The sequence below is a fragment of the Microbacterium sp. 22215 genome (genome assembly GCF_052045655.1).
GTDB classification, from domain to species: domain Bacteria; phylum Actinomycetota; class Actinomycetes; order Actinomycetales; family Microbacteriaceae; genus Microbacterium; species Microbacterium phyllosphaerae.
In genome coordinates this window covers 101,330-123,894 of sequence record NZ_JBQEPC010000011.1, presented here as the reverse complement: position 1 = coordinate 123,894, position 22,565 = coordinate 101,330, and the positions used below count along the sequence as shown (strand labels likewise).

The following is a 22,565-nucleotide window of genomic DNA, read 5'->3' as shown; positions in this document are numbered from 1 at the left end:
CGTTTGAAATCCAATACCTACTCGCATATAGTTTTCGCAAGACACTGCCGTCGCCTGCGAAAGGAAGACCATGACCGAGATCTCGGCATCCGACCTCACCCTCGAAGAGAAGGCATCGCTCACGAGCGGCGCGGACTTCTGGACGACCAAGTCGATCGATCGCGTCGGGCTTGCGTCGATCATGATGACCGACGGCCCGCACGGCCTCCGCAAGCAATCCGGGAGCACGGATCACCTCGGTCTCGCGAGCAGTGTCCCCGCCACCTGCTTCCCGCCGGCCGTCGGCATCGGTTCATCGTTCGACCCCGAGATCATCGAGCGCGTCGGCGCGGCCATCGGCGTCGAAGCGGCCATCGAGGATGTCGCGATCGTGCTCGGCCCCGGCATCAACATCAAGCGCTCGCCGCTGTGCGGACGCAACTTCGAGTACTTCTCCGAGGACCCCATCGTGTCGGGCATCCTCGGGGCGGCGTCGGTGCGCGGCGTGCAGTCGCAGGGAGTCGGCTCCTCGCTCAAGCACTTCGCGGCGAACAACCAGGAGTTCGATCGGATGCGCGCGAGCTCCGACGTCGATCCTCGTCCGCTGCACGAGATCTACCTGCGCGGCTTCGAACGCGTCGTCACGGACGCTCAGCCATGGACCGTCATGTGCTCGTACAACCGTCTCAACGGCGTGTACACCTCGGAGGACCCGTGGCTGCTCACGCAGGTGCTGCGCGACGACTGGGGCTTCGACGGGCTCGTGGTCTCCGACTGGGGTGCGGTGAACGACCGGGTTGCCGGCGTCGCCGCGGGACTCGACCTGGAGATGCCCTCGTCAGGCGGCCGCACGGATGCCCAGCTCGTCGCCGCCGTGCGCGCGGGTGAGCTCGCCGAGAGCGTGCTCGACACCGCGGCCGCCCGCGCGATCGACCTGGTGCGCAAGGCCGGTCGGCGCCCGGCCGTGTCGGGTCCGCTGGACGTCGACGCGCACCACGCACTCGCACGAGAGGCCGCCGGCCGTTCCATCGTCCTGCTGAAGAACGACGGCGACGTGCTTCCGCTCGGTGCGGGACAGAAGATCGCCGTCATCGGAGCGTTCGCCACCGAACCGCGCTTCCAGGGCGCGGGCTCGTCTCTGATCAACCCGACCCGGGTCGACGGGGCGCTCGACGAGCTGCGCGCCGTCGCCGGCGACGACGTCTCGTACGCACCGGGCTTCGCGGTCGCGGGCGGGGCCGTCGCAGCATCCGGACGCTCCGACGACGACCTGCGCGACGAGGCCGTGGCCGTGGCATCCGCAGCCGATGTGGCGGTCGTCTTCCTCGGGCTTCCCGCCGCGGAGGAGTCGGAGGGCTTCGACCGTGAGCACATCGACCTTCCTGCCGACCAGCTCGCGCTGCTCGACGCCGTGATCCAGGCGAACCCCACGACCGTGGTCGTGCTCTCGAACGGCGGCGTCGTGGCGCTGCCCTTCGCCGACCGGGTGCCCGCGATCGTCGAGACCTGGCTGCTGGGGCAGGCAGGCGGCGGTGCCGTCGCGGACGTGCTGTACGGCGCCGTGAACCCGTCGGGCAAGCTCACCGAGACCGTTCCGGTGCGGCTCGAGGACAACCCCTCTTTCGGCAACTTCCCCGGCGAGTTCGGTCACGTCCGCTACGGCGAGGGCGTTCTCGTGGGCTACCGCTGGTACGACGCGAAGGGCCTCGAGGTCGCCTACCCGTTCGGCCACGGCCTTTCTTACACGACGTTCGCGTACGGGGAGGCCTCGGTGTCGGTCACAGCTGACGGCGACATCGCCGTGACCGTCGAGGTCACCAACACGGGCGTGCGCGACGGCCGCGAGGTCGTGCAGGTGTACGTCGCCCCGGTGCGCTCCGTCGTGCAGCGTGCACCGCGTGAGCTCAAGGCGTTCTCGTCCGTGGCGCTGGCCGCAGGGGAGACCCGCGCTGTCGAGCTCGTCGTCCGCCGCGCGGACCTCGCCTACTGGGACGTCCGCGTCGATCGGTTCATCGTCGAGGGCGGCGAGTACACGGTCGAGGTCGCCGCATCCAGCCGCGACATCCGCTCGTCGTCGACGGTCGAGGTCGAGGGAGACGCCGTCGCGCTGCCCCTCACCATGAACTCCTCGATCGGCGACGTCGTCGCCCACCCGGTCGCGGGCCCGATCGTGATGGGAGCGCTCGGTGGCGTGATGGACGGACTCACCGGAGCCGACTCATCGGCCGCATCGATGATGCCGAATGACGAGGCGATGGAGAAGATGATGGCGTCGTTCCCGATCGGACGCCTCATCGGTTTCCCGGGTGTCGACGTGACGTACGAGCAGATCGAGCAGCTGCTCGCCGGGGCGAACGCGGGAGTGCTGCCGCAGAGCTGACTCGCACCCCGGATGCCGAGACGCCCTCCCCGTCGCGCGACGGGGAGGGCGTTTCGATCTCTCCCGGGTGCTTCCGTTCGGCTGAGGTCAGGCGGGGAGTACGAGCACGCCGTTGCGGCGGTGCGGCAGGCGAGCGAGCGAATCGTCGCGCAGCACCTCAGGGAGCAGCGACTCCGGAGCGTCCTGGAATGCCAGCGGGCGCAGGAAGCGGCGGATCGCGGATGCGCCGACAGACGTGTGCAGCGATGTCGTCGCCGGCCACGGTCCGCCGTGCTGTTGCGACCAGGTCACGGCGACCCCGGTCGGCCAGCCGGCGAAGAGCACGCGTCCCGCACGCTCCTGCAGCGATTCGAGGGTCGCGGTGGAGTCTTCGCCGGGCTCGGAGTGCAGGGTCGCGGTGAGGCTGCCCGGAACCGTCGCGAGCGCCGCGTGCAGGTCGGACTGCGAGTCGTAGCGCACGATGAGGGTGACCGGCCCGAAGCACTCCTCGAGCAGCACCTCCGGGCGCTCGGCGACAGCACGCGCGTCCGTGCGGAGCGCGACAGGGCGGACCCCGTCCACCTCGGCTCCCTCCGCGACGATCGAGACCGAAGGGTCTTCCTCGAGGTGGGCGAGCCCGGTCGGGAACGCCTCGGTGATGCGGTCGGTGAGAAGCGGGCCGCCCGCAGTCGCGGGGAGGGCTGACGCGACGGCATCCTCGAAACCAGAATCCGCCGGTACGAAGACCACGCCCGGCTTGGTGCAGAACTGGCCGATGCCGAGGGTGAAGGACCCGACGAGCCCCTGAGCGAGCGATTCCGCTCGTGCGGCGGCCGCGGCCTCGGTGATCACGACCGGGTTGATGCTGCCGAGCTCGCCGTAGAACGGGATGGGATCGGGGCGGTCGGAGGCGAGGTCGAACAGCGCGCGTCCGCCCGACACCGAACCCGTGAAGCCTGCGGCGCGGATGAGCGGATGCTGCACGAGCGCGTTACCTGCCTCTCGCCCCTCCACGAGTGCGAGCGAGCCGGCAGGTGCTCCCGCGTCTTCGAGCGCGGCTGCCACGAGCTCGGCCGTGCGGATCGACAGGCGAGGGTGGCCCGAGTGCGCCTTCACGACGACGGGGTTGCCGGCGGCCAGGGCCGAGGCCGTGTCGCCGCCCGCGACGGAGAACGCGAACGGGAAGTTCGAGGCCGAGAACACCGCCACCGGGCCCAGCGCGGTGAGCAGGCGGCGCAGCTCGGGTCGCGGCGGCGTCGCCGTGGCATCCGCGTCGTCGATCGTGAGCTCGAGGTAGGAGCCCTCCTCGACGACCGTCGCGAAGAGTCGCAGCTGACCGCTCGTGCGGGCGACCTCGCCGGTCAGGCGGGTGGCGCCCAGACGGGTCTCCTCGTCGGCGAGCGCGACGAGCTCCGTGACGTTCGCGTCGAGCGCATCGGCGGCGGCACGCAGCCAGCGCGCACGATCCGCGGCCGACGAGCGCCGCCAGATCGGGGCGGCGGCGGCTGCGGCGTGGACGATCGCGTCGAGATCTTCGGAAGACGTGGTCACGAGGGGTCCTTTCCTGCGGTGAACGCGGGGTCGTCGATGCGTGCGGGGTCATCGGTGAGCAGAGGGGCGAAGCGGATGCCGAGTCCGTCGTGCGCGTTCTCGGTGAGCCAGCCGTCGGCGATCGTCACCGGCGCGGGGTCGACCAGGGCGCCCAGCGCGCCGAACCCGGCGTCCTCGACATCTTCGACGAGCACCTCGGATGCAGTGTCGGGCAGAGTCAGCGCGAGCTGCCCCGAGAGCTCGGGGAGCAGATGCGGGTGCAGGGCGGCGCCGTGCGATGCGGCCAGTTCGGCGATGCGGAGGAACGGGGTGATGCCGCCGACGCGCACGATGTTGGGCTGCACGATCTGCGCCGCACCCGAGCGCAGGAAGTCGCCGAAGCGGTGCACGGTGTGCAGGTTCTCGCCGAGCGCGATCGGCACATCGATGCGTCGTGCGAGTTCCGTGTGGCCGTCGAGGTCGTCGGCTCGCAGCGGTTCCTCGATCCAGGCGAGGTCGAAACGCGACAGCGCGTCGACCGACATGGCCGCCCGGTCGAGATCCCACCGCTGGTTCGCGTCGATCATCAGCGATCGATCCGGTCCCAACAGCTCGCGGACGGCGGCGACGCGGTCGAGGTCCTCGGCGATATCGGGCTTGCCGACCTTGATCTTCACGGCGTCGAACCCCGAATCGATCCACCGCTGCACCTGCGCGAGCAGGTCATCGAGCGGATAGTGCAGGTTCACCCCCGAGCCGTAGGCGCGCACGCGATCGCGGCGGCGGCCGATCGATCCGGACACCGTGCCCCCGGCTGACCGAGCCGCGGCGTCCCACAGCGCGAGATCGAGTCCGGCGAGCGCGATGGTCGTGATCCCTCCGCCTCCGGCTTCATGCAGGTGCTCCCACAGACCCTGCCAGGCTTCGCCGGGGACTGCCGACCGCCCGACTGCGGCCGGTGCGATGTCGTGTTCGAGCAGAGCGTTCACCGCAGGCGCCCCGATCTGCGGGCTCCACGAGAATCCCCAGCCCTCGGCTCCGTCGGAGCGGACGACATGCGTCGCGATGACGCCGACGGAGGTGACATCGGCAGCCCACGGGCGCGTCAACGACACCCGCTGCAGACGCGTCGTCAGACTCCGGATCGTGGTCACAGCAGTGCGCGTCCTGCCGCGAGGATCTCGGCGAGGCGTGCCTCCTGCGCGGGAGTCGGGTCGACGAGCGGTGCGCGGACCGACCCGACCGCGAGGCCGGAGAGCCGCAGGCCCGCCTTGATGAGGGAGACCCCGAACCCCGGGGTCTCGTCGCGCAGCTCGACGAGAGGTCGATAGAAGCCGTCGAGCAGAGCGAGGCGCCGCGCTTCGTCACCGTCCGCATAGGCCCGGTAGTAGGCGTCGGCGATGTCAGGCGCCATCGCGAAGGCGGCCGAGGAATACAGGGGCACGCCGATGCCGCGATACGCCCCCTGGGTGAGCTCGGCCGTGAGCAGGCCGTTGAAGAACGCGAAGTCCGAGCGGCCCTCCTCGGCCACGGCGCGGACGATCAGCTGCGTCGTGCCGATGTCGCCGGTGCCGTCCTTGAAGCCCACGACCTTCGGATTGGCGACCAGCCGGCGAACCGTCTCGACCGAGTACTGCGCGCTTCCGCGGTGGTAGATGATCACGGGCAGGCTCGCTGCCTCGACGATCTGCTCGACATAGGCGGCGAGCCCCGCCTGCGTGCCGCCGACGAGATAGGGCGGCAGCACGAGAAGACCGTCGGCGCCGGCATCGGCTGCGGCCGTCGCGACCTCGATCGCGTGGCCGAGCGGGCCGCCAGCGCCGGCGATCACCGGGACGCGTCCGGCCACAGCGGTGACAGCCGTGCGGGTGACCGCGGCGGCTTCGCTCGCCGACAGGGCGTGGAACTCGCCCGTGCCGCACGCGGGGAACACCCCGCCGGCCCCGGCCTCGACGCCGGTCGCGACATGGGCGGCGAGCAGGTCATGGTCGATCGTGCCGTCCGTGGCGAACGGGGTCACCGGGAAGAAGAGGATTCCATCGAAGTCCATGTCGAGCCTTTCAGGAGACGGATGCGGCGGCGGATGCGGTGGCGGGGTCGAGCTCCGTCCGCCAGCTGCGGGTCGGGCGCCAGCCGAGCAGGCGGGCGGCCTTCGCCGACGAGAAGGCGGGGGAGTTGCCGGTCAATGCAGCAGCCGCGCGCTCGCTGCCGGGGTGGAAGCGGGGGAGCAGCTCGCTCAGAGGACGACGGGCGAGCGCATCGTCGGCGCCGACGAAGAAGACCTCGCCGTTCGGGATGTCGTCGAGAGCGGCGAGCAGGGTGTCGGCGAAGCCGGCAACGTCCCGGGCATCGACGTAGTTGAACAGAGCGGGGGCCGACAGCGCCGGGTCATCGAGCCTGTCGAGCACGGTGTGCCCCTGCTGCGTCGGAGCGCCGGCCCACTCTTCCGGGGCGATCACGTAGCAGGGGCGGAAGGACGCGAAGCGCACGTCGTCGCCGGCCTGGCGCCGCAGCATGTCCACGGTCTGCTCGATGAGCAGCTTCGACAGGGCATAGGCGTTCCACGGCTCGGCGGGCGAAGCCTCATCGAGGGGCAGCCGCTCGGGCGTCCACCCGCGCGGAGCGCCGTAGCCGATCACGGTCGGGCTGGAGGCGGCGACCACGCGGTGGATGCCGGCGCGGACTGCTCCGCCGAGCACCGACTGCGCGAGCGCGCCGTTGGTGCGCAGGATGACGTCCTCCGGCGCGCTGAACGGCACAGCGATCGCTGCGAGGTGGATCAGTGCATCGGCTGAGGCGCCCGCGAGCGCCGATGCCGTGGCATCCGCATCGGTCAGGTCGAGCGAGAACTGGGTGATTCCCGGGCGATCGAGGTCGTCGGTCGGCTCTCGGTCGATCGAGACGATCTCGTGCCCCGCCTCGGCGAGACCCGCGGACAGCGATCGCCCGAGTCGGCCGGATCCTCCGGTGACGACGATCCTCATCAGTGCTCCAGCAGCGCGATGCCGAGCTCCGAGACCTTCACCGGCAGGCCCGTCTCGAGCGAACGGTTGCCGGCGATACCGACCGCGATCGAACGGATGCCGTCGGTCCAGTCGGCGGGGCGCGCGAGCGGGTCGTCGCCAGGGCCCTCGAAGACATCCGAGAGAAGCAGTTCGTCGCCGCCGCCGTGGCCGCCGTCGCCGCCGTCGATCGAGACCTCGTAGGCCTCTTCCCAGTGCCGCTGCACGAGCAGTCGCTCGCCCTCCGGGCGCAGGGAGGTGGTGCCGTCGCTGCCCGAGAGGCTGGGGTCGATGTGCGGATGCAGGCCCTCGCCGGCGAGAACGGCGCCTCGCTCGACGACCTCGAGCTCGACCCGGCCGAGCGTGCCGTTGACCGCGACGCGGTAGCCCTCCCACGGCGAGTGCGCGTTCAACGAGTACGACATGGTCGCACCCGAGGCGTAGTCGACCACGAGTGCGAGGTTGTCCTCGATCGTGATCCCCTCGCTGAACACGTCGAGATCGCGCTTGTATCCGTCATGCTCCTCGGCGTCGAGGTACAGCGCGGCGAGGCGCTCGTCGGTGCGGAGATCGAGCTCGAAGACGTCGCCGCCGTCGTGGGTGCCGCGGGCGGGGCGCTCGCCCAGTCCGCGGGTCCTCGCGTTCTCGGCACCGTAGAACCGCAGACCGCCCGAGGCGAAGACACGGGTCGGCTGCGAGCGGATCCACCAGTTCACCAGATCGAAGTGATGACTCGACTTGTGCACGAGCAGTCCGCCCGAGTTCATCTTCTCGCGGTGCCAGCGGCGGAAGTAGTCGGCGCCGTGGTTGGTGTCGAGCATCCACGAGAAGTCCACCGAGGTGATCTGGCCGATCGTGCCGTCCTGGAGCACCTGGCGCAGCGCGCTGTTGCGCGGCGAGTAGCGGTAGTTGAAGGTCAGGACGACCTGACGGCCCGTGCGCTCGACGGCGTCTTCGATGCGGGCCGCGCTCGCCGCGTCGATCGTGAGCGGCTTCTCGACGACGACGTCGGCGCCCGCCTCGAGCGATCGGACGATCAGTTCGGCGTGCAGGTCGTCACGGGAGCAGATGATGACCCGGTCGACGCGCTCGTCGCGGATCACCTGCTCGAGCTCGTCAGGCGTCGCGAGCCGGGGAGCGGGCGCCCCGACCTCGGCGATGCGGTCGGCGTAGTACGCGGCGCGCACCGGGTTCGGTTCGACGATCGCCACGAGCTCGGCGCGATCACGGTGGGCGCCGAGGATCCCCTCGATGTACATCTGGGCGCGGGCTCCGGCTCCGGCGAGGGCGTAGCGGGTCTTCGTCATCGTGATCCTTCTTTGATCTCGGACTCAGGAAACGTTTTCTCGACGATAGCACAGGGCCGCGGTGGAGGCGCGGGCGAGCTCTGCTCAGAGGTCGTGCGGGGCTGCGGTGCTTCCGCGCACGACCAGGGTCGGGGTCAGGGTGAGAGCCGGAGTGGGCTCGCCGCCCGTGAGCTGAGCGTGCATCGCCGACCAGGCGGCCGCGCCGATCTCGACAGCGGGAACGGCTGCCGTCGTGAGCGGCGGCGAGGTGTAGGCGGCGAACGGGATGTCGTCGAAGCCCGTGATCGAGAGACGCTCCGGCACGTCGACCCTCCGCACCGTGAGCGCGGAGAGCAGGCCCATCGCCACGAGGTCGTTGTAGGCGATGACCGCCGTGGCTCCGCTCGCGAGCACCTGGTCGGCCACAGCGGTGCCGCTGTCGAAATCCACCCCGGCGGTGATCTCCTCGACGTCGAGTCCCGCTGTTCTCGAGACCGCTGCGGCGATCGCCTCCTGTCGAGCTCTGTGTGTCACGCTGCGGGTCGCGCCGGCGAGATACACCAGCCGACGGTGACCGAGCGAGGTGAGGTGGTCGACGATCTCACGCATGCCCGACCCGTAGTCGGCGCCGACGACGGGAGTGCTGACCTGCGGACCCCGGTTGATCACGACGGCGGGGGAGAGTGCGGGAAGAAGCGTCGCGAGTTCCTCCTCGGGCATGCGCGGTGCGCAGAGGATCACCCCGTCGGTGCGCAGCCTGGTGGCCCTGGCGAGGGCGTGCTCCTCGTCGAGGTCTTCGCGCGAATCGGCGATGAGCACGTGATAGCCGTCGGAGGTGGCTGCGCGGCTGAGTCCGCGGAGGATCGCCTGGAACGTCGGGTTCTCGAGATCCGGGATCACGACGGCGACGGTCTGCGTGCGGCCGAGAACGAGGCTGCGGGCCACAGGGTTGGCGGTGTATCCGAGTTCGGCGGCGGCGGCCCGCACGCGCTCGGCGAGGGCGGGGTCGACGGTCGGGTTGCCGTTCATCGCGCGAGACACGGTCGACAGCGAGACACCGGCGAGTCTCGCGACGTCGGTGATGCCCGGGCGTGACGAGTCGCGTGCCATCAGCATCCCTTCGTTCCGCGATCGGTCGCGGCTGTCGTCATACTACGAGAAAACGTTTTGCAGGGGAGAGTCGCATGGTCGGAGCATCCGAGGACCGTATCGAGAAGCAGGAGCGTGTCGCCCGAGTGCGCCGTCATTTCGATGACAGCCCACTCGTGCTCGCCTCGCACGAGGCCGTGTCGTGGTATCTCGACGGCGTGCGCACGCACGTGTCGCTTGCGGGCCCGCCGGTGCTCGCGGTGCGGGCGGAGGAGGGCGGCGACGTGCTCTTCGTCGCCGACAACGAGGCCGACCGGATGATCGCGGAGGAGCTGCTGCCCGAGGATGCCGAACGCATCGTCCGTGTGCCCTGGTGGATCCCCCCGGCAGTGGCCGCCGCCGAAGAGGCAGGGGTGTCGGAATCGCAGGCGGCGCCTCTGCTGCGTGCGGCGAGGGCCCGGATGCTGCCGGCCGAGACTGCGAGATATCGGTCACTGGGGCGTGAGACGGCCGAAACCCTGACCGATGTGCTCAGCCGGGTCGGGCCGGAGCAGACCGAGCGGACTGTCGCGGCGGTCGTCGCTGCCGAGCTCATCGCCCGCGGCATCGATCCGCTCGTCGTGCTCGTCTCGGGCGCGGGTCGCGGTGCGTACCGGCATCCGCTTCCGACCGCCGGTGTTCTGGGCGATCGCGCGATGATCGTCGTCTGCAGTCGCCGCGACGGGCTCATCGCCAACGCGACACGATGGGTCGGCGCATCCGTCGATGAGGAGCCGATCCTCGGAGTCGAGCGCGCATTTCTCGACGCCTCCGTTCCCGGCGCTCACCTCGATGACGCCTTCGCAGCCGGCACGGCGGCATACGCCCGCTTCGGGTTCGACGTCGACGAGTGGCAGCGGCACCACCAGGGAGGGCCGACCGGCTATGCCGGACGCGACCCCCGCGCCACGGCATCCACGGCCGATCTGCTCGTCGAGGATCAGGCGTTCGCCTGGAACCCGACCGCGCCGGGGGTCAAGGTCGAGGACACGATGCTGCGCACCTCGGCGGGTTGGGAGGTGCTCACGGTCGACGAGCGCTGGCCGTCGGTCGAGTACGAGGGGCTGCGTCGCCCGGTCGCACGGGCGTACGGGGTCTGATCCGCGGATGCTGGGCCGAATCGCACGTGCGGCCTCGTCGGCGGCACGGATGGCTGGCCGATTCCCGCCTGGCTGACGGTTGGGGCTCCATGCGGCAGTCATCCGCGGATCGACCAGTCATCTGGGTATGCCGCCAAGGGGCCTGCGGACCCCTCAGCCGCCGGTCGAGCGCCGCACGATCAGCTCGGGCGGGAACACGGTCTGCCGGGGGATGCTCTCGGGGTCGGCAGCCTCTTCGAGCACGATGCGCAGGGCGGTGCGTCCGATCATGCGGCTGGGCTGACGGATCGATGACAGCGGCACGGCGGCGGCCGCCGCGAACGGATTGTCGTCGAAGCCGATCAGCGCGATCTCGTCGGGCACGAGCACGCGTCCGCCGGAGACCAGGGATTGCAGGAGTCCCAGGGCCAGCAGATCGTTGGCGGCGAAGAGGGCATCCGGCCACTCGCGGCGAGGTCGGGTGAGCAGTCGTGCCCCTGCGGCGACGCCCTCCTCGACGGTCATCGCCGAGGTCGGTACGACTTCGAGCTCGACGTGCACCGCCGCGTTCTCGGCCGCGGCGCGGGCTCCGGCGAGGCGGTCGGTGACCTGACGCATGTCGAAGGGGCCGCCGACGAAGGCGATGCGCCGACGCCCGCCCTCGATCAGGTGCTCGACCGCCAGCCTGCCTCCGGCGACGCTGTCGACCGAGACCGACGAGAACCCGCTGTCGGCGCTGAACCGGTCGACCAGGACCGTCGCGATACCGCTCGCGCGGAACTTGCGCAGCTGCGTCATGACATCGCCGTACGGGGCGATGAGCAGACCTCGCACCTGCTGCTCGCGGAACAGGTCGAGGTAGACCTTCTCGCGGGACGGGTCGTCGTCGGTGTTGCCGTAGAGGATCGCGATGCCGTGGCTCGATGCCTCGTCCTCCGCGCCGCGCACGACGTCGTTGTAGAACGGGTTCTGTCCGTCGAGCACCACGAATCCGACGGTCGTACTCACCCCTGCGCGCAGTTTGCGCGCCGCGTCGTTGCGCACGTAGCCGAGCTCTTCGATCGCCTGGGTGACCCGTTCGACCGAGTCGCTGGAGACCTCGTCCGGACGGTTCAGGACATTCGAGACCGTGCCGACGGAGACGCCCGCACGGACGGCGACATCGCGGATGCTGACGGGCATTCGGCTGTCCTCTCGTCGTCGGGCGGATCACGCTTCGGCATCAGGGGTTGACCTGGGACCGGCATCACATACACTAGCCTGAAACGAGCTTGAATCGATTCAGGTAAAGTTCATTCCGATCATCATCCCCCTCAACGGAGAGGAAAGCCAGTGGTAGACGCAGCCTCCGCCCGCAGCGCTCCCCCCACCGCTCTCGAGCTTCATCGGGTCGTCAAGTCCTTCGGACCCGTCGTCGCCCTCCGCTCGGGCAGCCTCACACTCCGCTCGGGGTCGATCCACGCCCTCATCGGCGAGAACGGCGCAGGCAAGTCGACGCTCGTCAAGATCATGGCGGGTCTGTACCGCCGCGACTCGGGCGACTTCCGCCTGCACGGCGAAGACGTCGACTTCACCAGCACCGCCCAGTCGAAGGCCGCCGGCATCGCGGTCATCTACCAGGAGCCCACGCTGTTCCCCGACCTCTCGGTCACCGAGAACATCTTCATGGGCCGCCAGCCCACGGGCTTCCTCGGACGCATCGACCGCAAGGCCATGCGCACCGAGGTCGACCAGATCTTCCGCCGCCTCGGTGTCGCGCTCGACCCGGACCGCATCACCGAGGGTCTGTCGATCGCCGACCAGCAGATCATCGAGATCGCCAAGGCGATCTCGCTCGACGCCAGCGTCCTGATCATGGACGAGCCGACGGCGGCGCTCAGCGGTGTCGAGGTCGATCGCCTGTTCACGGTCGCCCGGAGCCTGCGCGACGAGGGCAGGGCGATCCTGTTCATCTCGCACCGCTTCGACGAGGTGTTCGATCTGTGCGACACCGTCACGGTCATGCGCGACGGCGCCTACATCGACACCACGTCGATCGCCGAGACGACGGTCGACGACCTCGTCCGCCAGATGGTGGGCCGCGACGTCACCGAGCTCTTCCCCAAGCAGGAGGCCGCGCTCGGCGAACCGCTGCTCGAAGTGGAAGGGCTAACCAGTCCCGGAGTGTTCCACGACATCTCCTTCACGGTGCGCGCGGGAGAGATCGTCGCGCTCGCCGGACTCGTCGGGGCCGGGCGCTCCGAGGTCGCCCGCGCCGTCTTCGGCGTCGACCCGTACGGCCAGGGAGAGGTGCGGATGCTCGGCGCAGCCGTCGCGCGCCGCAACCCCACCGCCGCGATGCGCAGCGGACTGGCTCTCGTTCCGGAGGACCGCCGCAAGCAGGGGCTCGTCATCGACGCCAGCGTCGGCGGCAACATCACGCTGGCGATCCGTCGTCGTCTGTCGAAGTGGGGCCTGATCACGAGCGGCATCGAGAACCGCGCGGCCCGCGAATGGGCGTCTCGCCTCGAGGTGAAGACCCACGCGCTCGACACCGTCTCATCCACTCTGTCCGGTGGAAACCAGCAGAAGGTCGTCCTCGCGAAGTGGCTCGCCACCGACCCGCGCATCCTGATCATCGACGAGCCGACCCGCGGCATCGACGTCGGCACGAAGTCCGAGGTGCACCGCCTTCTCTCGCAGCTCGCGGGAGAGGGCATGGGGATCCTGATGATCTCGTCGGAGCTCCCCGAGGTCCTCGGCATGGCCGACCGCGTGCTCGTGATGCGCGAAGGCCGCATCACCGCCGAGATCTCCCGAGACGACGCCACCAGCGAGAACGTCATGTTCGCCGCCACTCACTCATCGGAGCAGCACTCATGAGCCTCACCACAGCCCCCGCGGCCGCCGCTCCGGCGATCGCGAAGAAGCCGGGCGGCATCGGTCGCGCGCGCGAGTTCGGCATCCTCGCCGCCCTCGTGCTCGTCGTGATCGCCGCCACCGTGAAGAACCCGGCCTTCCTGTTCAGCGCCGACGGCTGGCGCGACCTGCTGCTGACCCCCTCGATCCTCATGCTCGTGGCGGTCGGCCAGGCGATCGTGATCATCACGCGCAACGTCGACCTCTCGGTGGGGTCGGTGATGGGACTGACGGCGTATCTGACCGGGCGGTTGTTCGTCGACGTCCCCGGCATCCCGATCGTCGTCGTCGTGATCGCGGCCGTGCTGCTCGGCGCCTTCCTCGGCCTCGTGAACGGCGCGCTGGTCGCGTTCGCGAAGGTTCCGGCGATGGTGATCACGCTCGGCACGCTGTATGCCTACCGCGGCATCAACGTGCTGTGGACGGGCAGCGACCGCATCAACGCCTCCGACATGCCCAAGGACTTCCTGGGGCTCGGCACGCAGCAGATCCTGTTCATCCCCGTGCTGTCGATCATCGCGGTCATCGTCCTCGCCTTGGCCGCCTGGTACCTGCGAAACACCCGCGGCGGCCGCGAGTACTACGCGATCGGATCCGACCCCTCGGCCGCCGAGCTCTACGGACTCAAGGTCACCCGCCGCGTGCTGTCGGCGTTCATCCTCTCGGGTGCGCTCGCCGGCCTCGCCGGTGTGTTCTACGCCGCGCGGTACGGATCGATCAGCTCGCAGGCCGGCTCCGGATGGGAGCTGGATGCGGTCGGCGCGGCCGTCATCGGCGGCATCGCGATCACCGGCGGCGTCGGCACGGTCTGGGGAGCGGCCATCGGCGCGATGCTCCTGATGACCATCAACCGCGCACTGCCGATCCTCGGCATCCCGGACTTCTGGCAGCGCGCCGTGGTCGGCGTGCTCATCATCGGGGCCATCGTGCTCGACCGCGTGCTCGCGGTGCGGCAGAGACGCCAGCTCATCGAGGCAAGGGACGAATCATGACAACGACGACGACCACCTCGTCCACCCGCGTCATCCGCGACTACGACCGCCCGCTCTGGCGGCGCGTGCTCGTCAACCGCGAGTTCGCGATCATCGCCCTGCTGGTGCTGGTGACGATCGTCGCCGCAGTGTCGATCCGGGGCTTCGCTCAGCCGATCACGGCCAACTACCTGCTGCTCGACGTCGCGCCGATTCTGCTCATCGCCCTGCCGATGACGCTCGTCATGATCACCGGTGAGATCGACCTGTCGGTCGGCTCGATGGTCGGTCTCGCGAGCGTCGTCACGGGTGTGCTCACCGAGTCCGGTGCGCCGTTCGAGGTCGCGGCCCTCGCGGCTCTCCTCGTCGGTGTGGTCGGCGGGGCGTTCAACGGGTTCCTCGTCACGATCGTCGGTCTGCCGTCGCTCGCCGTGACGATCGGCACGCTCGCGCTCTTCCGCGGTCTCGCGGTCGGACTGCTCGGCACCACGGCCGTCACCGACTTCCCCGAGACCTGGACGGCGCTCGCGAAGGCGAAGATCGCCGGCACGACGATCCCGTACATCGTGATCCCGTTCCTGATCCTGCTCGTTCTGTTCGTCGTGCTGCTGCACTTCACGCCGTTCGGGCGTGGGGTGTTCGCGATCGGACTCTCGAAGGACGCCGCACGCTTCTCGGGAGTCAACGTCGAGCGCACGAAGTTCATCCTGTTCGTGCTCTCGGGTGTGGTCGCGGCTTTCGCCGGCATCTTCTACACGCTGCGGTTCGGGAGCGCCCGAGGCGACAACGCCACCGGGCTCGAGCTGCAGGTGATCGCGGCCGTCGTGCTCGGCGGGGTCTCCGTCTTCGGCGGACGAGGGCACCTGCACGGCGTCGTCGCCGCAGTGCTCCTGATCGGGGTCCTGGGCAGCAGCCTGCGCCTCGCCGGCGTCACCTCCGACGTCATCAACATCATCACCGGCGGTCTGCTGATCTTCTCGGTCGTCGCAGCCAGCGTCCTCGCCTGGGCGCAGCGCGTCCGTGCGAAGGCCGGTCCGCCGCTCCGCGTCGCAGCCTCTCCCGCACCATGAGGCAGCCTCTCATCGCCGGCATCCGCCTGCGGTGATCATCACGAAAGGAAAGAACAATGACGTTTGCACGTAAGAAGATCGCTGCGTTCGCGGCGGTCGCCGTGGCCGCAGCGCTCGTGCTGACCGGCTGCGCCGACACCAGCGGCGGCTCCGGAGGCTCCGGTTCGGAGGGCGACGGCGGATCCGACAACTTCGCGATCACGTTCCTGCCGAAGAACCTCGGCAACCCGTACTTCGACACCTCGAGCGAGGGCGGCAAGAAGGCCGTCGACGAGTTCGGCGGCACGTTCGCCGAGGTCGGTCCGGCTGAGGCCACCCCCGACGCGCAGGTCAGCTACATCAACACCGCGACGCAGCAGGCCGTCGGCGCGCTGGTCGTCTCGGCCAACGACCCGAAGGCGATCTGCGACGCGCTGAACGAGGCGCGCGAAGCCGGCGTCAAGGTCGTCACCTTCGACTCCGACACGAACCCCGAGTGCCGCGACCTGTTCATCAACCAGGCCGACTCCGAGGGCATCGCCAAGGTACAGGTCGACCTGATCGCCGACCAGATCGGTGGCGCGGGTGAGGTCGCGATCCTGTCGGCATCCGCCAACGCGACCAACCAGAACGCCTGGATCGACCTGATGAAGAAGTACGTCGCCAGCGAGTACCCCGACATCACGATCGTCGAGACCGTCTACGGCGACGACGACGACCAGACGTCGTTCGACAAGACCGCAGCCCTGCTGCAGAGCCACCCGAACCTGAAGGGCATCATCTCGCCCACCACGGTCGGCATCGCCGCTGCGGCACGCTACGTGTCGACCTCGGACTACAAGGGCAAGGTCGCGATCACGGGTCTCGGTACGCCGAACCAGATGCGCGAGTACGTCGAGGACGGCACCGTCACCGCGTTCGCGCTGTGGAACCCGGCCGACCTCGGCTACCTGGCGGCGTTCGCTGCCAAGGCCCTGATCGCGGGAGACATCACCGGTGAAGAGGGCGACACCTTCGACGCCGGAGACCTGGGCGAGTACACCGTCGGCGCCGACGGCGTCGTCCTGCTCGGCGACCCGTTCGAGTTCAACGCGGACAACATCGGCGACTTCGACTTCTGAGTCACCTCGTGAGGGGCGTCGGGCTTCGGCCCGGCGCCCCTTTCGTGTGTCCGCTCGTGCTGCGGTTCTCAGTCCTGTCACAAACGGCTGCCGAAAGCACGGATGGATGCCGAGAAAGGGTGTTCTCGGCATCCATCCGTGATCCGGGCAGCCACCTGTGCACAATGGCGTCAGTCACCCGAGAGGCGTGAGCGGCTCAGCGTGGGTCGAAGCGCTCCGGCTCATGGGTCGCCGCGACGAGCGCGCGCAGCTCTTCGAGCGTCGAGGGCGTGGCGCCGAGGGCACGCGCCTGCACGAGCACGTTGCCGAGGGCCGTCGCTTCGACCGGGCCAGCGAGCACCGGAAGGCCGGCGCGATCGGCCGTCGCCTGGCACAGCAGGCGGTTCAGCGAACCGCCACCGACCAGATGGATGCTGTCGAGCTCGCGCCCCGACAGATCGGATGCCGTCTGCACGGCGTCGGCGAAGGCCGTGGCGATCGACTCGACGATCGACCGGGCGAACGCCGGCCGCGTCGACGGAGCATCCGCCCCGAGGAGCGCCGCGATGCGCGCGGGCATGTCTCCCGGTGCGCTGAGCGAGGAGTCGTTCGCGTCGAACAGCGGCACGTCGGCGTCGACAGCCGACGCCGCGGCGAGCAGCTCGGGCAGATCGATCGACGAGCCGTCCTCCGCCTCCCACGCGCGCACGGTCTCGCTCAGCAGCCAGAGCCCCGTCACGTTGTGCAGGAAGCGGTAGCGGCCGTCGACTCCCAGCTCGTGCGTGAAGTTCGCCTCGCGTGCGGCCTCCGTCAGCACCGGTTCGGTCAGCTCGACACCGACCAGGCCCCAGGTGCCGCACGAGATGTACGCGGAGTGCGCGGTCGACAGGGGAGCGGCGACGACGGCGGATGCCGTGTCGTGCGAGCCGACCGCGATCACGGGCAGGTCCTTGCCGATGCGTTCAGCCAGGTCGGCGCGGAGCATGCCGATCGTCTCGCCCGGGTCGACGAGCGGTGGCAGGATCCCCGACGGGATGCCGAGGCGATCTGCCAGGTCGGTGTCCCACTCGCCGGACTCGACGCCGAGCAGACCCGTGGTCGACGCGTTCGTGCGTTCGGCCACAGCCGTTCCGGTGAGCAGGAACGCGATGAGGTCGGGGATCAGCAGGGCGGTGTCGGCGTCGGAGAGACGGGTGTCGACACGGTACTGGTACAGCGTGTTGAACGGCAGGAACTGCAGTCCGTTGCGCTGGTACAGCTCGGCGAACGGAGCGATCGCGTGCACCTCGTCGACGCCGCGCACGGTGCGGTCGTCGCGATAGTGGAACGGCTCGGCGAGAAGCGCGCCGTCTTTCAGCAGGCCGTAGTCGACGGCCCAGGAATCGATGCCGATGCTCTCGATTCCCGGCTCGCGGCGCACGGCCTCGGCGAGGCCTCCGACGACGTGCTCGTAGAGAGCGCCGAAGTCCCAGTGCAGGCCGTCCTCGCGCTCGACGGGCCCGTTGGGGAACCGCGAGACGAGTTCGAGGTCGAGCCGGCCGTCGCCGATCCGCCCGATCATGACGCGACCGCTGGTCGCCCCGAGGTCGACGGCGGCGACGGACCGGACCGTCATCGCAGGAACGCCGCGGCGACGCCGGAGTCGACCGGGATGTGCAGACCGGTGGTGCGGCTGAGTTCGGGACCGGTGAGCACGTACACGGCATCCGCCACGTTCTCGGGAACGACCTCGCGCTTGAGGATCGTGCGGTTCGCGTAGAACTGGCCGAGGTCCTCTTCGGCGACGCCGTAGGTCGCGGCGCGGTTCGCACCCCAGCCCGAGGCGAAGATGCCCGAGCCGCGCACGACGCCGTCGGGATTGATGCCGTTGACGCGGATGCCGAACTCGCCGAGCTCGACGGCCAGCAGCCGCACCTGGTGCGCCTGATCGGCCTTCGTCGCCGAGTAGGCGATGTTGTTCGGGCCGGCGAAGACCGAGTTCTTCGACGAGATGTAGATGATGTCGCCGCCGAGCTTCTGGTCGATCAGCACGCGTGCCGCGGCCTTCGACACGAGGAACGAGCCCTTGGCCATGACGTCGTGCTGCAGGTCCCAGTCCTTCTCGGTGGTCTCGAGCAGCGGCTTCGACAGCGACAGCCCGGCGTTGTTGACGACGAGGTCGACGCCACCGAAGGCGAGCACGGCGTCGCTCAGCGCGGCCTGGATCGCATCCGCGTCGGCGACGTTCGCCGCGACGCCGATCGCGACGTCGGTGTTTCCGAGCTCGGCTGCCGCGGCCTGGGCCTTCTCGAGGTCGAGGTCGGCGATGACGACGCAGGCGCCCTCGGCCGCGAGGCGGGTGGCGATCGCCTTGCCGATGCCGCTGGCAGCACCAGTAACGAAGGCGATGCGACCCTGGTGTGACTTCGGCTTCGGCATCCGCTGCAGCTTCGCCTCTTCCAGCGCCCAGTATTCGATGTCGAACTTCTCGGCGTCGGAGATGGGGGAGTAGGTCGACAGCGCCTCGGCGCCGCGCATCACGTTGATCGCGTTGACGTAGAACTCTCCGGCGACTCGGGCGGTCTGCTTGTTCGCGCCGTACGAGAACATGCCGATGCCGGGCACCAGCACGATGAGAGGGTCGGCGCCGCGGATCGCGGGAGACTCGCTCGTCGCGTGCGCGTCGTAGTAGGCCTGGTAGTCGGCGCGGTACTCGGTGTGCAGCTCGTGCAGGCGGGCGATCTGCTCGTCGGCGGACGCCGTGACCGGAAGGTCGAGGATCAGCGGCTTGACCTTCGTGCGCAGGAAGTGGTCGGGGCAGCTGGTGCCGAGGGCTGCGAGCTCGGGGGCACGGTCAGAGGCGAGGAAGTTGAGCACGACGTCGGAGTCGGTGAAGTGGCCGACCATCGGCTTGTCGGTCGATGCGATGCCGCGGATGGTGCCGGCGAGGGCGGCGGCGCGCTCGCGACGCTCGGCCTCGGGGAGGGCCTCGAAGCCGGCTCGGACGCCGCCGAACGGGTCGGCCTTGCCGTTGGACTCGATGTAGGCGGCTGCGGTGTCGATGATCCACAGCGAGTTGGCCTCGGCCTCCTCCGACGTGTCGCCCCACGCGGTGATGCCGTGGCCGCCGAGGATCGTGCCGATCGCCTGCGGGTTCTTCGCCTTGATCGCGGCGATGTCGAGTCCGAGCTGGAAGCCGGGACGACGCCACGGCACCCAGACGACCTTGTCGCCGAAGATCTTCGTGGTCAGCGCCTCGCCGTCGGCGGCGGTCGCGATCGCGATGCCGGAGTCGGGGTGCAGGTGGTCGACGTGTGCGGCATCGACGAGGCCGTGCATCGCGGTGTCGATCGACGGGGCGGCCCCGCCCTTGCCGTGTAGGCAGTAGTCGAACGCGGCGACCATCTCGTCTTCGCGCTCGAGGCCGGGGTAGACGTCGACGAGCGCGCGCATGCGGTCGAGGCGCAGCACCGCGAGCCCCTGCTCCTTCAAGGTGCCCAGGTCGCCACCGGATCCCTTCACCCACATCAGCTCGACCGGCTGACCCGTGACCGGGTCGGTCTCGGTGCCCTTCGCCGACGTGTTGCCTCCGGCGTAGTTGGTGTTCTTGGGGTCGGCGCCCAGGCGGTTCGACCGCTCGATGAGGGCGGCGGCGGTGGGGTTGGTCATGGCTGTTCCTTGTTCTCGGGAGAAGTGGCGAGGATGCGGGCGGCGAAGCGGTCGATCGATGCTGTCGCCCCCGCGTGTTCCGGTCGGTTGAGGTGGCCGTGGCGGGTGCCGGGCTCGGTCGAGATGTCGACGTCGACACCGGCGGCTGTCAGCGAGGCGCCGAAGGCCTCACCCGAGACGCGCAGCTCGTCGACCTCGTCGTTGATCATGATCGTGGCGGGGAAGCGTGAGAGATCCTCGACCGATGCGGTGCCGGGCACCGCGTAGACGTCGGCGTCGTCGACAGAGCCGCCGAGGTAGTTCTCGTACATGACCCGAACGGGGTCTGGGCCGAACGTGTCGGCCTCCGGATCCGCGTCGAGCGCCGCGCGCAGCGCAGCATCCGGCGTTCCCTGCACAGCGTGCAGCGTCGGATACGCGAGCACCGCGAGAGCGGGGACGGGTCCGGAACCGTGGCTGAGGCGGAGTGCCGCACCGGTCGCGAGGTTGCCGCCCGCGCTCGCTCCGCCGATCGACCACGGACCGTCCGCGAGATCGGAGTCGACGGCCCAGCGGAAGGCGGCCTCGACTTCGTCGGAGGCGACGGGGTAGTGCACGCCGTCGCGATCGGGGGCTCCGGCTGCCTCAGCCCAGGCGCGGGGGAACGGCGCGAGGGAATAGTCCACCGACACCACCACGATGCCGCGGTCCGCGAAGCTCCGTGCGGCCCAGTCGGCCTCGGGCATCTCGATCTCGCCGGCGGCAAACCCGCCGCCGTGCACCCAGACGAGTCCAGGACCCGCGGGGTTCTCCGGCGTGTACACGCGCACGCGCAGCGGGCCGTGCGGTCCGTCGAGCACCTGGTCGCTCACAGCATCCGTCCTTCTGTCGGTGGGGCGTCNCCGCATCCCGACGGGTCTCGGTGTCGGAGCGTGGGTCAGGCGCCCCAGCCGGCCTGCACGCCGCCGACGCGCTCGGCGGCGATCTTCTGCTGATAGCCCGACTCGGCGTAGGCCGCCATCGGGTCGGCGGCCAGGCCGCGCGACTCGCGCCACTCGGCGAGGGCGGGGCGCACGTCGGTGTAGAACGCGTCCATGAAGACGGCGTTCGCAGCCAGCACGTCGCCGGACTTCTGCGCCGCGGCCAGGGCGTCGCGATCGACGATCAGCGCGCGGGCCGTCATCTCCTGCACGTTCAGCACCGAACGGATCTGGCCGGGGATCTTGTCTTCGACGTTGTGGCACTGATCGAGCATGAACGCCACGTCGGGGTTGTTGAGACCGCCGCCACGGACGACCTCGAACAGGATGCGGAACAGCTGGAACGGGTCGGCTGCGCCGACGATGAGGTCGTCATCGGCGTAGAAGCGCGAGTTGAAGTCGAACGAGCCGAGCTTGCCGAGGCGCAGCAGCTGCATGACGATGAACTCGATGTTGGTGCCGGGGGCGTGGTGGCCGGTGTCGAGGCACACCATCGCCTTGTCGCCGAGCGACGAGACCTGGGCGTACGACGTGCCCCAGTCGGGAACATCGGTGTGGTAGAACGCCGGCTCGAAGAACTTGTACTCCAGCACGAGGCGCTGGTCGTCGCCGAGGCGTGCGTAGATCTGCTGCAGCGACTCCTGCAGGCGGTCCTGGCGGCCGCGCAGGTCGGCCTGACCGGGGTAGTTCGAGCCCTCGGCGAGCCAGATCTTCAGGTCGCGGCTGCCCGTGGCATCCATCACGTCGATGCAGGCGAGGTGGTGGTCGATCGCCTTCTGGCGGATCGCCGCGTCCTCGTGCGTCAGGGCGCCGAACTTGTAGTCGTCGTCCTGGAACGTGTTGGAGTTGACGGTGCCCAGGCTCACTCCGAGGTCTTCGGCATGCTTGCGCAGATCCGAGAACGAGTCGACGAGGTCCCACGGGATGTGCAGCGCGACCGAGGGAGCGAGCGCGGTGTAGGTGTTGACCTGCGCGGCATCCGCGATCTTCTCCCACGGGTCGCGCGGGGTGCCCGGCGTGCCGAACACCTTGAAGCGGGTGCCGGAGTTGCCGAACGCCCAGCTGGGGAGCTCGATGCCCTGCTGCTCGAGAGCTGCGAGGTTGTCGGACGAGAGGATGCTCATGAGGCGCTGCCTTCGGTGTCGTTGCGGTTGTCTGTGTCGGATGCGGAGGATTCGCCGGCGTCGGCGAGCTGGTCTTCGAGGTGGAACACCTCGGTGAGTGCGGTGGCCGCCTGGTCGGGGCGACCATCGAGATCGACGAAGAAGCGGCCCATCTCGGCCTCCCACCGCGCGGCGACGGCGGAGGCGGCGAGGTAGGCCTGCGCCGCGGCATCGTCATCGGTCTCGTAGTAGCCGACGAGCGTGCCGCCCTCGGCGAGGAACAGCGAGTAGTTGCGGCGGCCGGCGGCCGCGATCTCGGCCAGCATCTCGGGCCACACGGGCGAGTGACGGGCGAGGTATTCGTCGAGCAGTTCAGGACGCACCTGCAACTGGAACGCGACGCGGGTCATGATCGTTCTCTCTTCATCGAGTAGGTTTTGAATCGTTTCATTCAATGTGTCAACACTAGACAGC

General features: G+C 69.5%; 18 protein-coding genes. 6 read left to right on the top strand and 12 right to left on the bottom strand.

Annotation, left to right across the window (positions count from 1 at the left end; genetic code table 11):
* Positions 1-70: 70 nt before the first annotated feature.
* Positions 71-2,359: a glycoside hydrolase family 3 C-terminal domain-containing protein gene (locus tag ACTJKH_RS16215; RefSeq protein WP_440737770.1), complete on the top strand. Its 2,289-nt coding sequence runs from the start codon at positions 71-73 to the stop codon at positions 2,357-2,359.
* A gap of 87 nt (positions 2,360-2,446) precedes the next feature.
* On the opposite strand, the gene ACTJKH_RS16210 is transcribed toward ACTJKH_RS16215, so the two are convergent.
* The 6 genes from ACTJKH_RS16210 to ACTJKH_RS16185 form a co-directional block, all read right to left on the bottom strand.
* Positions 2,447-3,889 carry an aldehyde dehydrogenase (NADP(+)) gene (locus tag ACTJKH_RS16210; RefSeq protein ID WP_440737769.1) on the bottom strand — a complete coding sequence of 481 codons (1,443 nt, stop codon included), beginning with the start codon at positions 3,887-3,889 and terminating at the stop codon, positions 2,447-2,449.
* The gene (locus ACTJKH_RS16205; RefSeq protein WP_440737768.1) at positions 3,886-5,022 is read right to left on the bottom strand and encodes a mandelate racemase/muconate lactonizing enzyme family protein; all 1,137 of its coding nucleotides are present in this window, start codon (positions 5,020-5,022) and stop codon (positions 3,886-3,888) included. The genes ACTJKH_RS16210 and ACTJKH_RS16205 overlap by 4 nt, the downstream gene beginning before the upstream one ends.
* Positions 5,019-5,918 carry a 5-dehydro-4-deoxyglucarate dehydratase gene (locus ACTJKH_RS16200; RefSeq protein WP_440737767.1) on the bottom strand — a complete coding sequence of 300 codons (900 nt, stop codon included), beginning with the start codon at positions 5,916-5,918 and terminating at the stop codon, positions 5,019-5,021. Before ACTJKH_RS16200 ends, ACTJKH_RS16205 begins: the two co-directional genes overlap by 4 nt.
* Before the next feature lie 10 nt (positions 5,919-5,928).
* Positions 5,929-6,855, bottom strand: coding sequence for an NAD-dependent epimerase/dehydratase family protein (locus tag ACTJKH_RS16195; protein WP_440737800.1), 927 nt, complete (start codon positions 6,853-6,855; stop codon positions 5,929-5,931).
* Positions 6,852-8,177 carry a Gfo/Idh/MocA family protein gene (locus ACTJKH_RS16190; RefSeq protein WP_440737766.1) on the bottom strand — a complete coding sequence of 442 codons (1,326 nt, stop codon included), beginning with the start codon at positions 8,175-8,177 and terminating at the stop codon, positions 6,852-6,854. The genes ACTJKH_RS16195 and ACTJKH_RS16190 overlap by 4 nt, the downstream gene beginning before the upstream one ends.
* 84 nt (positions 8,178-8,261) lie before the next feature.
* On the bottom strand, positions 8,262-9,266 hold the full coding sequence (locus ACTJKH_RS16185; RefSeq protein ID WP_440737765.1) for a LacI family DNA-binding transcriptional regulator: 1,005 nt from the start codon (positions 9,264-9,266) through the stop codon (positions 8,262-8,264).
* A gap of 74 nt (positions 9,267-9,340) precedes the next feature.
* On the opposite strand from ACTJKH_RS16185, the gene ACTJKH_RS16180 reads away from it, so the two are divergent.
* Positions 9,341-10,384 carry a M24 family metallopeptidase gene (locus ACTJKH_RS16180; RefSeq protein WP_440737764.1) on the top strand — a complete coding sequence of 348 codons (1,044 nt, stop codon included), beginning with the start codon at positions 9,341-9,343 and terminating at the stop codon, positions 10,382-10,384.
* Between the two features lie 153 nt (positions 10,385-10,537).
* Here ACTJKH_RS16180 and ACTJKH_RS16175 read toward each other — a convergent pair whose 3' ends face one another.
* Positions 10,538-11,545, bottom strand: a complete 1,008-nt coding sequence (locus tag ACTJKH_RS16175; RefSeq protein ID WP_210096995.1) for a LacI family DNA-binding transcriptional regulator — start codon at positions 11,543-11,545, stop codon at positions 10,538-10,540.
* A gap of 150 nt (positions 11,546-11,695) precedes the next feature.
* On the opposite strand from ACTJKH_RS16175, the gene ACTJKH_RS16170 reads away from it, so the two are divergent.
* The 4 genes from ACTJKH_RS16170 to rhaS are packed head-to-tail and all read left to right on the top strand — an operon-like array spanning position 11,696 to position 16,402.
* Positions 11,696-13,225, top strand: coding sequence for a sugar ABC transporter ATP-binding protein (locus ACTJKH_RS16170; RefSeq protein ID WP_440737763.1), 1,530 nt, complete (start codon positions 11,696-11,698; stop codon positions 13,223-13,225).
* A complete protein-coding gene (locus tag ACTJKH_RS16165) occupies positions 13,222-14,253 on the top strand; it encodes an ABC transporter permease (protein ID WP_210096997.1) in 1,032 nt (343 codons plus the stop codon). The genes ACTJKH_RS16170 and ACTJKH_RS16165 overlap by 4 nt, the downstream gene beginning before the upstream one ends.
* Positions 14,250-15,302, top strand: coding sequence for an ABC transporter permease (locus ACTJKH_RS16160; protein WP_440737762.1), 1,053 nt, complete (start codon positions 14,250-14,252; stop codon positions 15,300-15,302). The genes ACTJKH_RS16165 and ACTJKH_RS16160 overlap by 4 nt, the downstream gene beginning before the upstream one ends.
* 56 nt (positions 15,303-15,358) lie before the next feature.
* The gene (gene rhaS / locus ACTJKH_RS16155) at positions 15,359-16,402 is read left to right on the top strand and encodes a rhamnose ABC transporter substrate-binding protein (protein WP_440737761.1); all 1,044 of its coding nucleotides are present in this window, start codon (positions 15,359-15,361) and stop codon (positions 16,400-16,402) included.
* A gap of 196 nt (positions 16,403-16,598) precedes the next feature.
* On the opposite strand, the gene ACTJKH_RS16150 is transcribed toward rhaS, so the two are convergent.
* From ACTJKH_RS16150 to ACTJKH_RS16130, 5 genes are all read right to left on the bottom strand, one after another.
* Positions 16,599-17,996 (bottom strand): rhamnulokinase, encoded by a 1,398-nt coding sequence (locus tag ACTJKH_RS16150; RefSeq protein ID WP_440737760.1) that lies wholly within the window; start codon positions 17,994-17,996, stop codon positions 16,599-16,601.
* On the bottom strand, positions 17,993-20,029 hold the full coding sequence (locus ACTJKH_RS16145; protein ID WP_440737759.1) for a bifunctional aldolase/short-chain dehydrogenase: 2,037 nt from the start codon (positions 20,027-20,029) through the stop codon (positions 17,993-17,995). Before ACTJKH_RS16145 ends, ACTJKH_RS16150 begins: the two co-directional genes overlap by 4 nt.
* Positions 20,026-20,880, bottom strand: coding sequence for an alpha/beta hydrolase (locus tag ACTJKH_RS16140; RefSeq protein ID WP_440737758.1), 855 nt, complete (start codon positions 20,878-20,880; stop codon positions 20,026-20,028). The genes ACTJKH_RS16145 and ACTJKH_RS16140 overlap by 4 nt, the downstream gene beginning before the upstream one ends.
* A 65-nt stretch (positions 20,881-20,945) precedes the next feature.
* Positions 20,946-22,112, bottom strand: coding sequence for an L-rhamnose isomerase (gene rhaI, locus ACTJKH_RS16135; protein WP_440737757.1), 1,167 nt, complete (start codon positions 22,110-22,112; stop codon positions 20,946-20,948).
* Positions 22,109-22,501 carry an L-rhamnose mutarotase gene (locus ACTJKH_RS16130; RefSeq protein ID WP_440737756.1) on the bottom strand — a complete coding sequence of 131 codons (393 nt, stop codon included), beginning with the start codon at positions 22,499-22,501 and terminating at the stop codon, positions 22,109-22,111. The genes rhaI and ACTJKH_RS16130 overlap by 4 nt, the downstream gene beginning before the upstream one ends.
* Between the last annotated feature and the right edge of the window lie 64 nt (positions 22,502-22,565).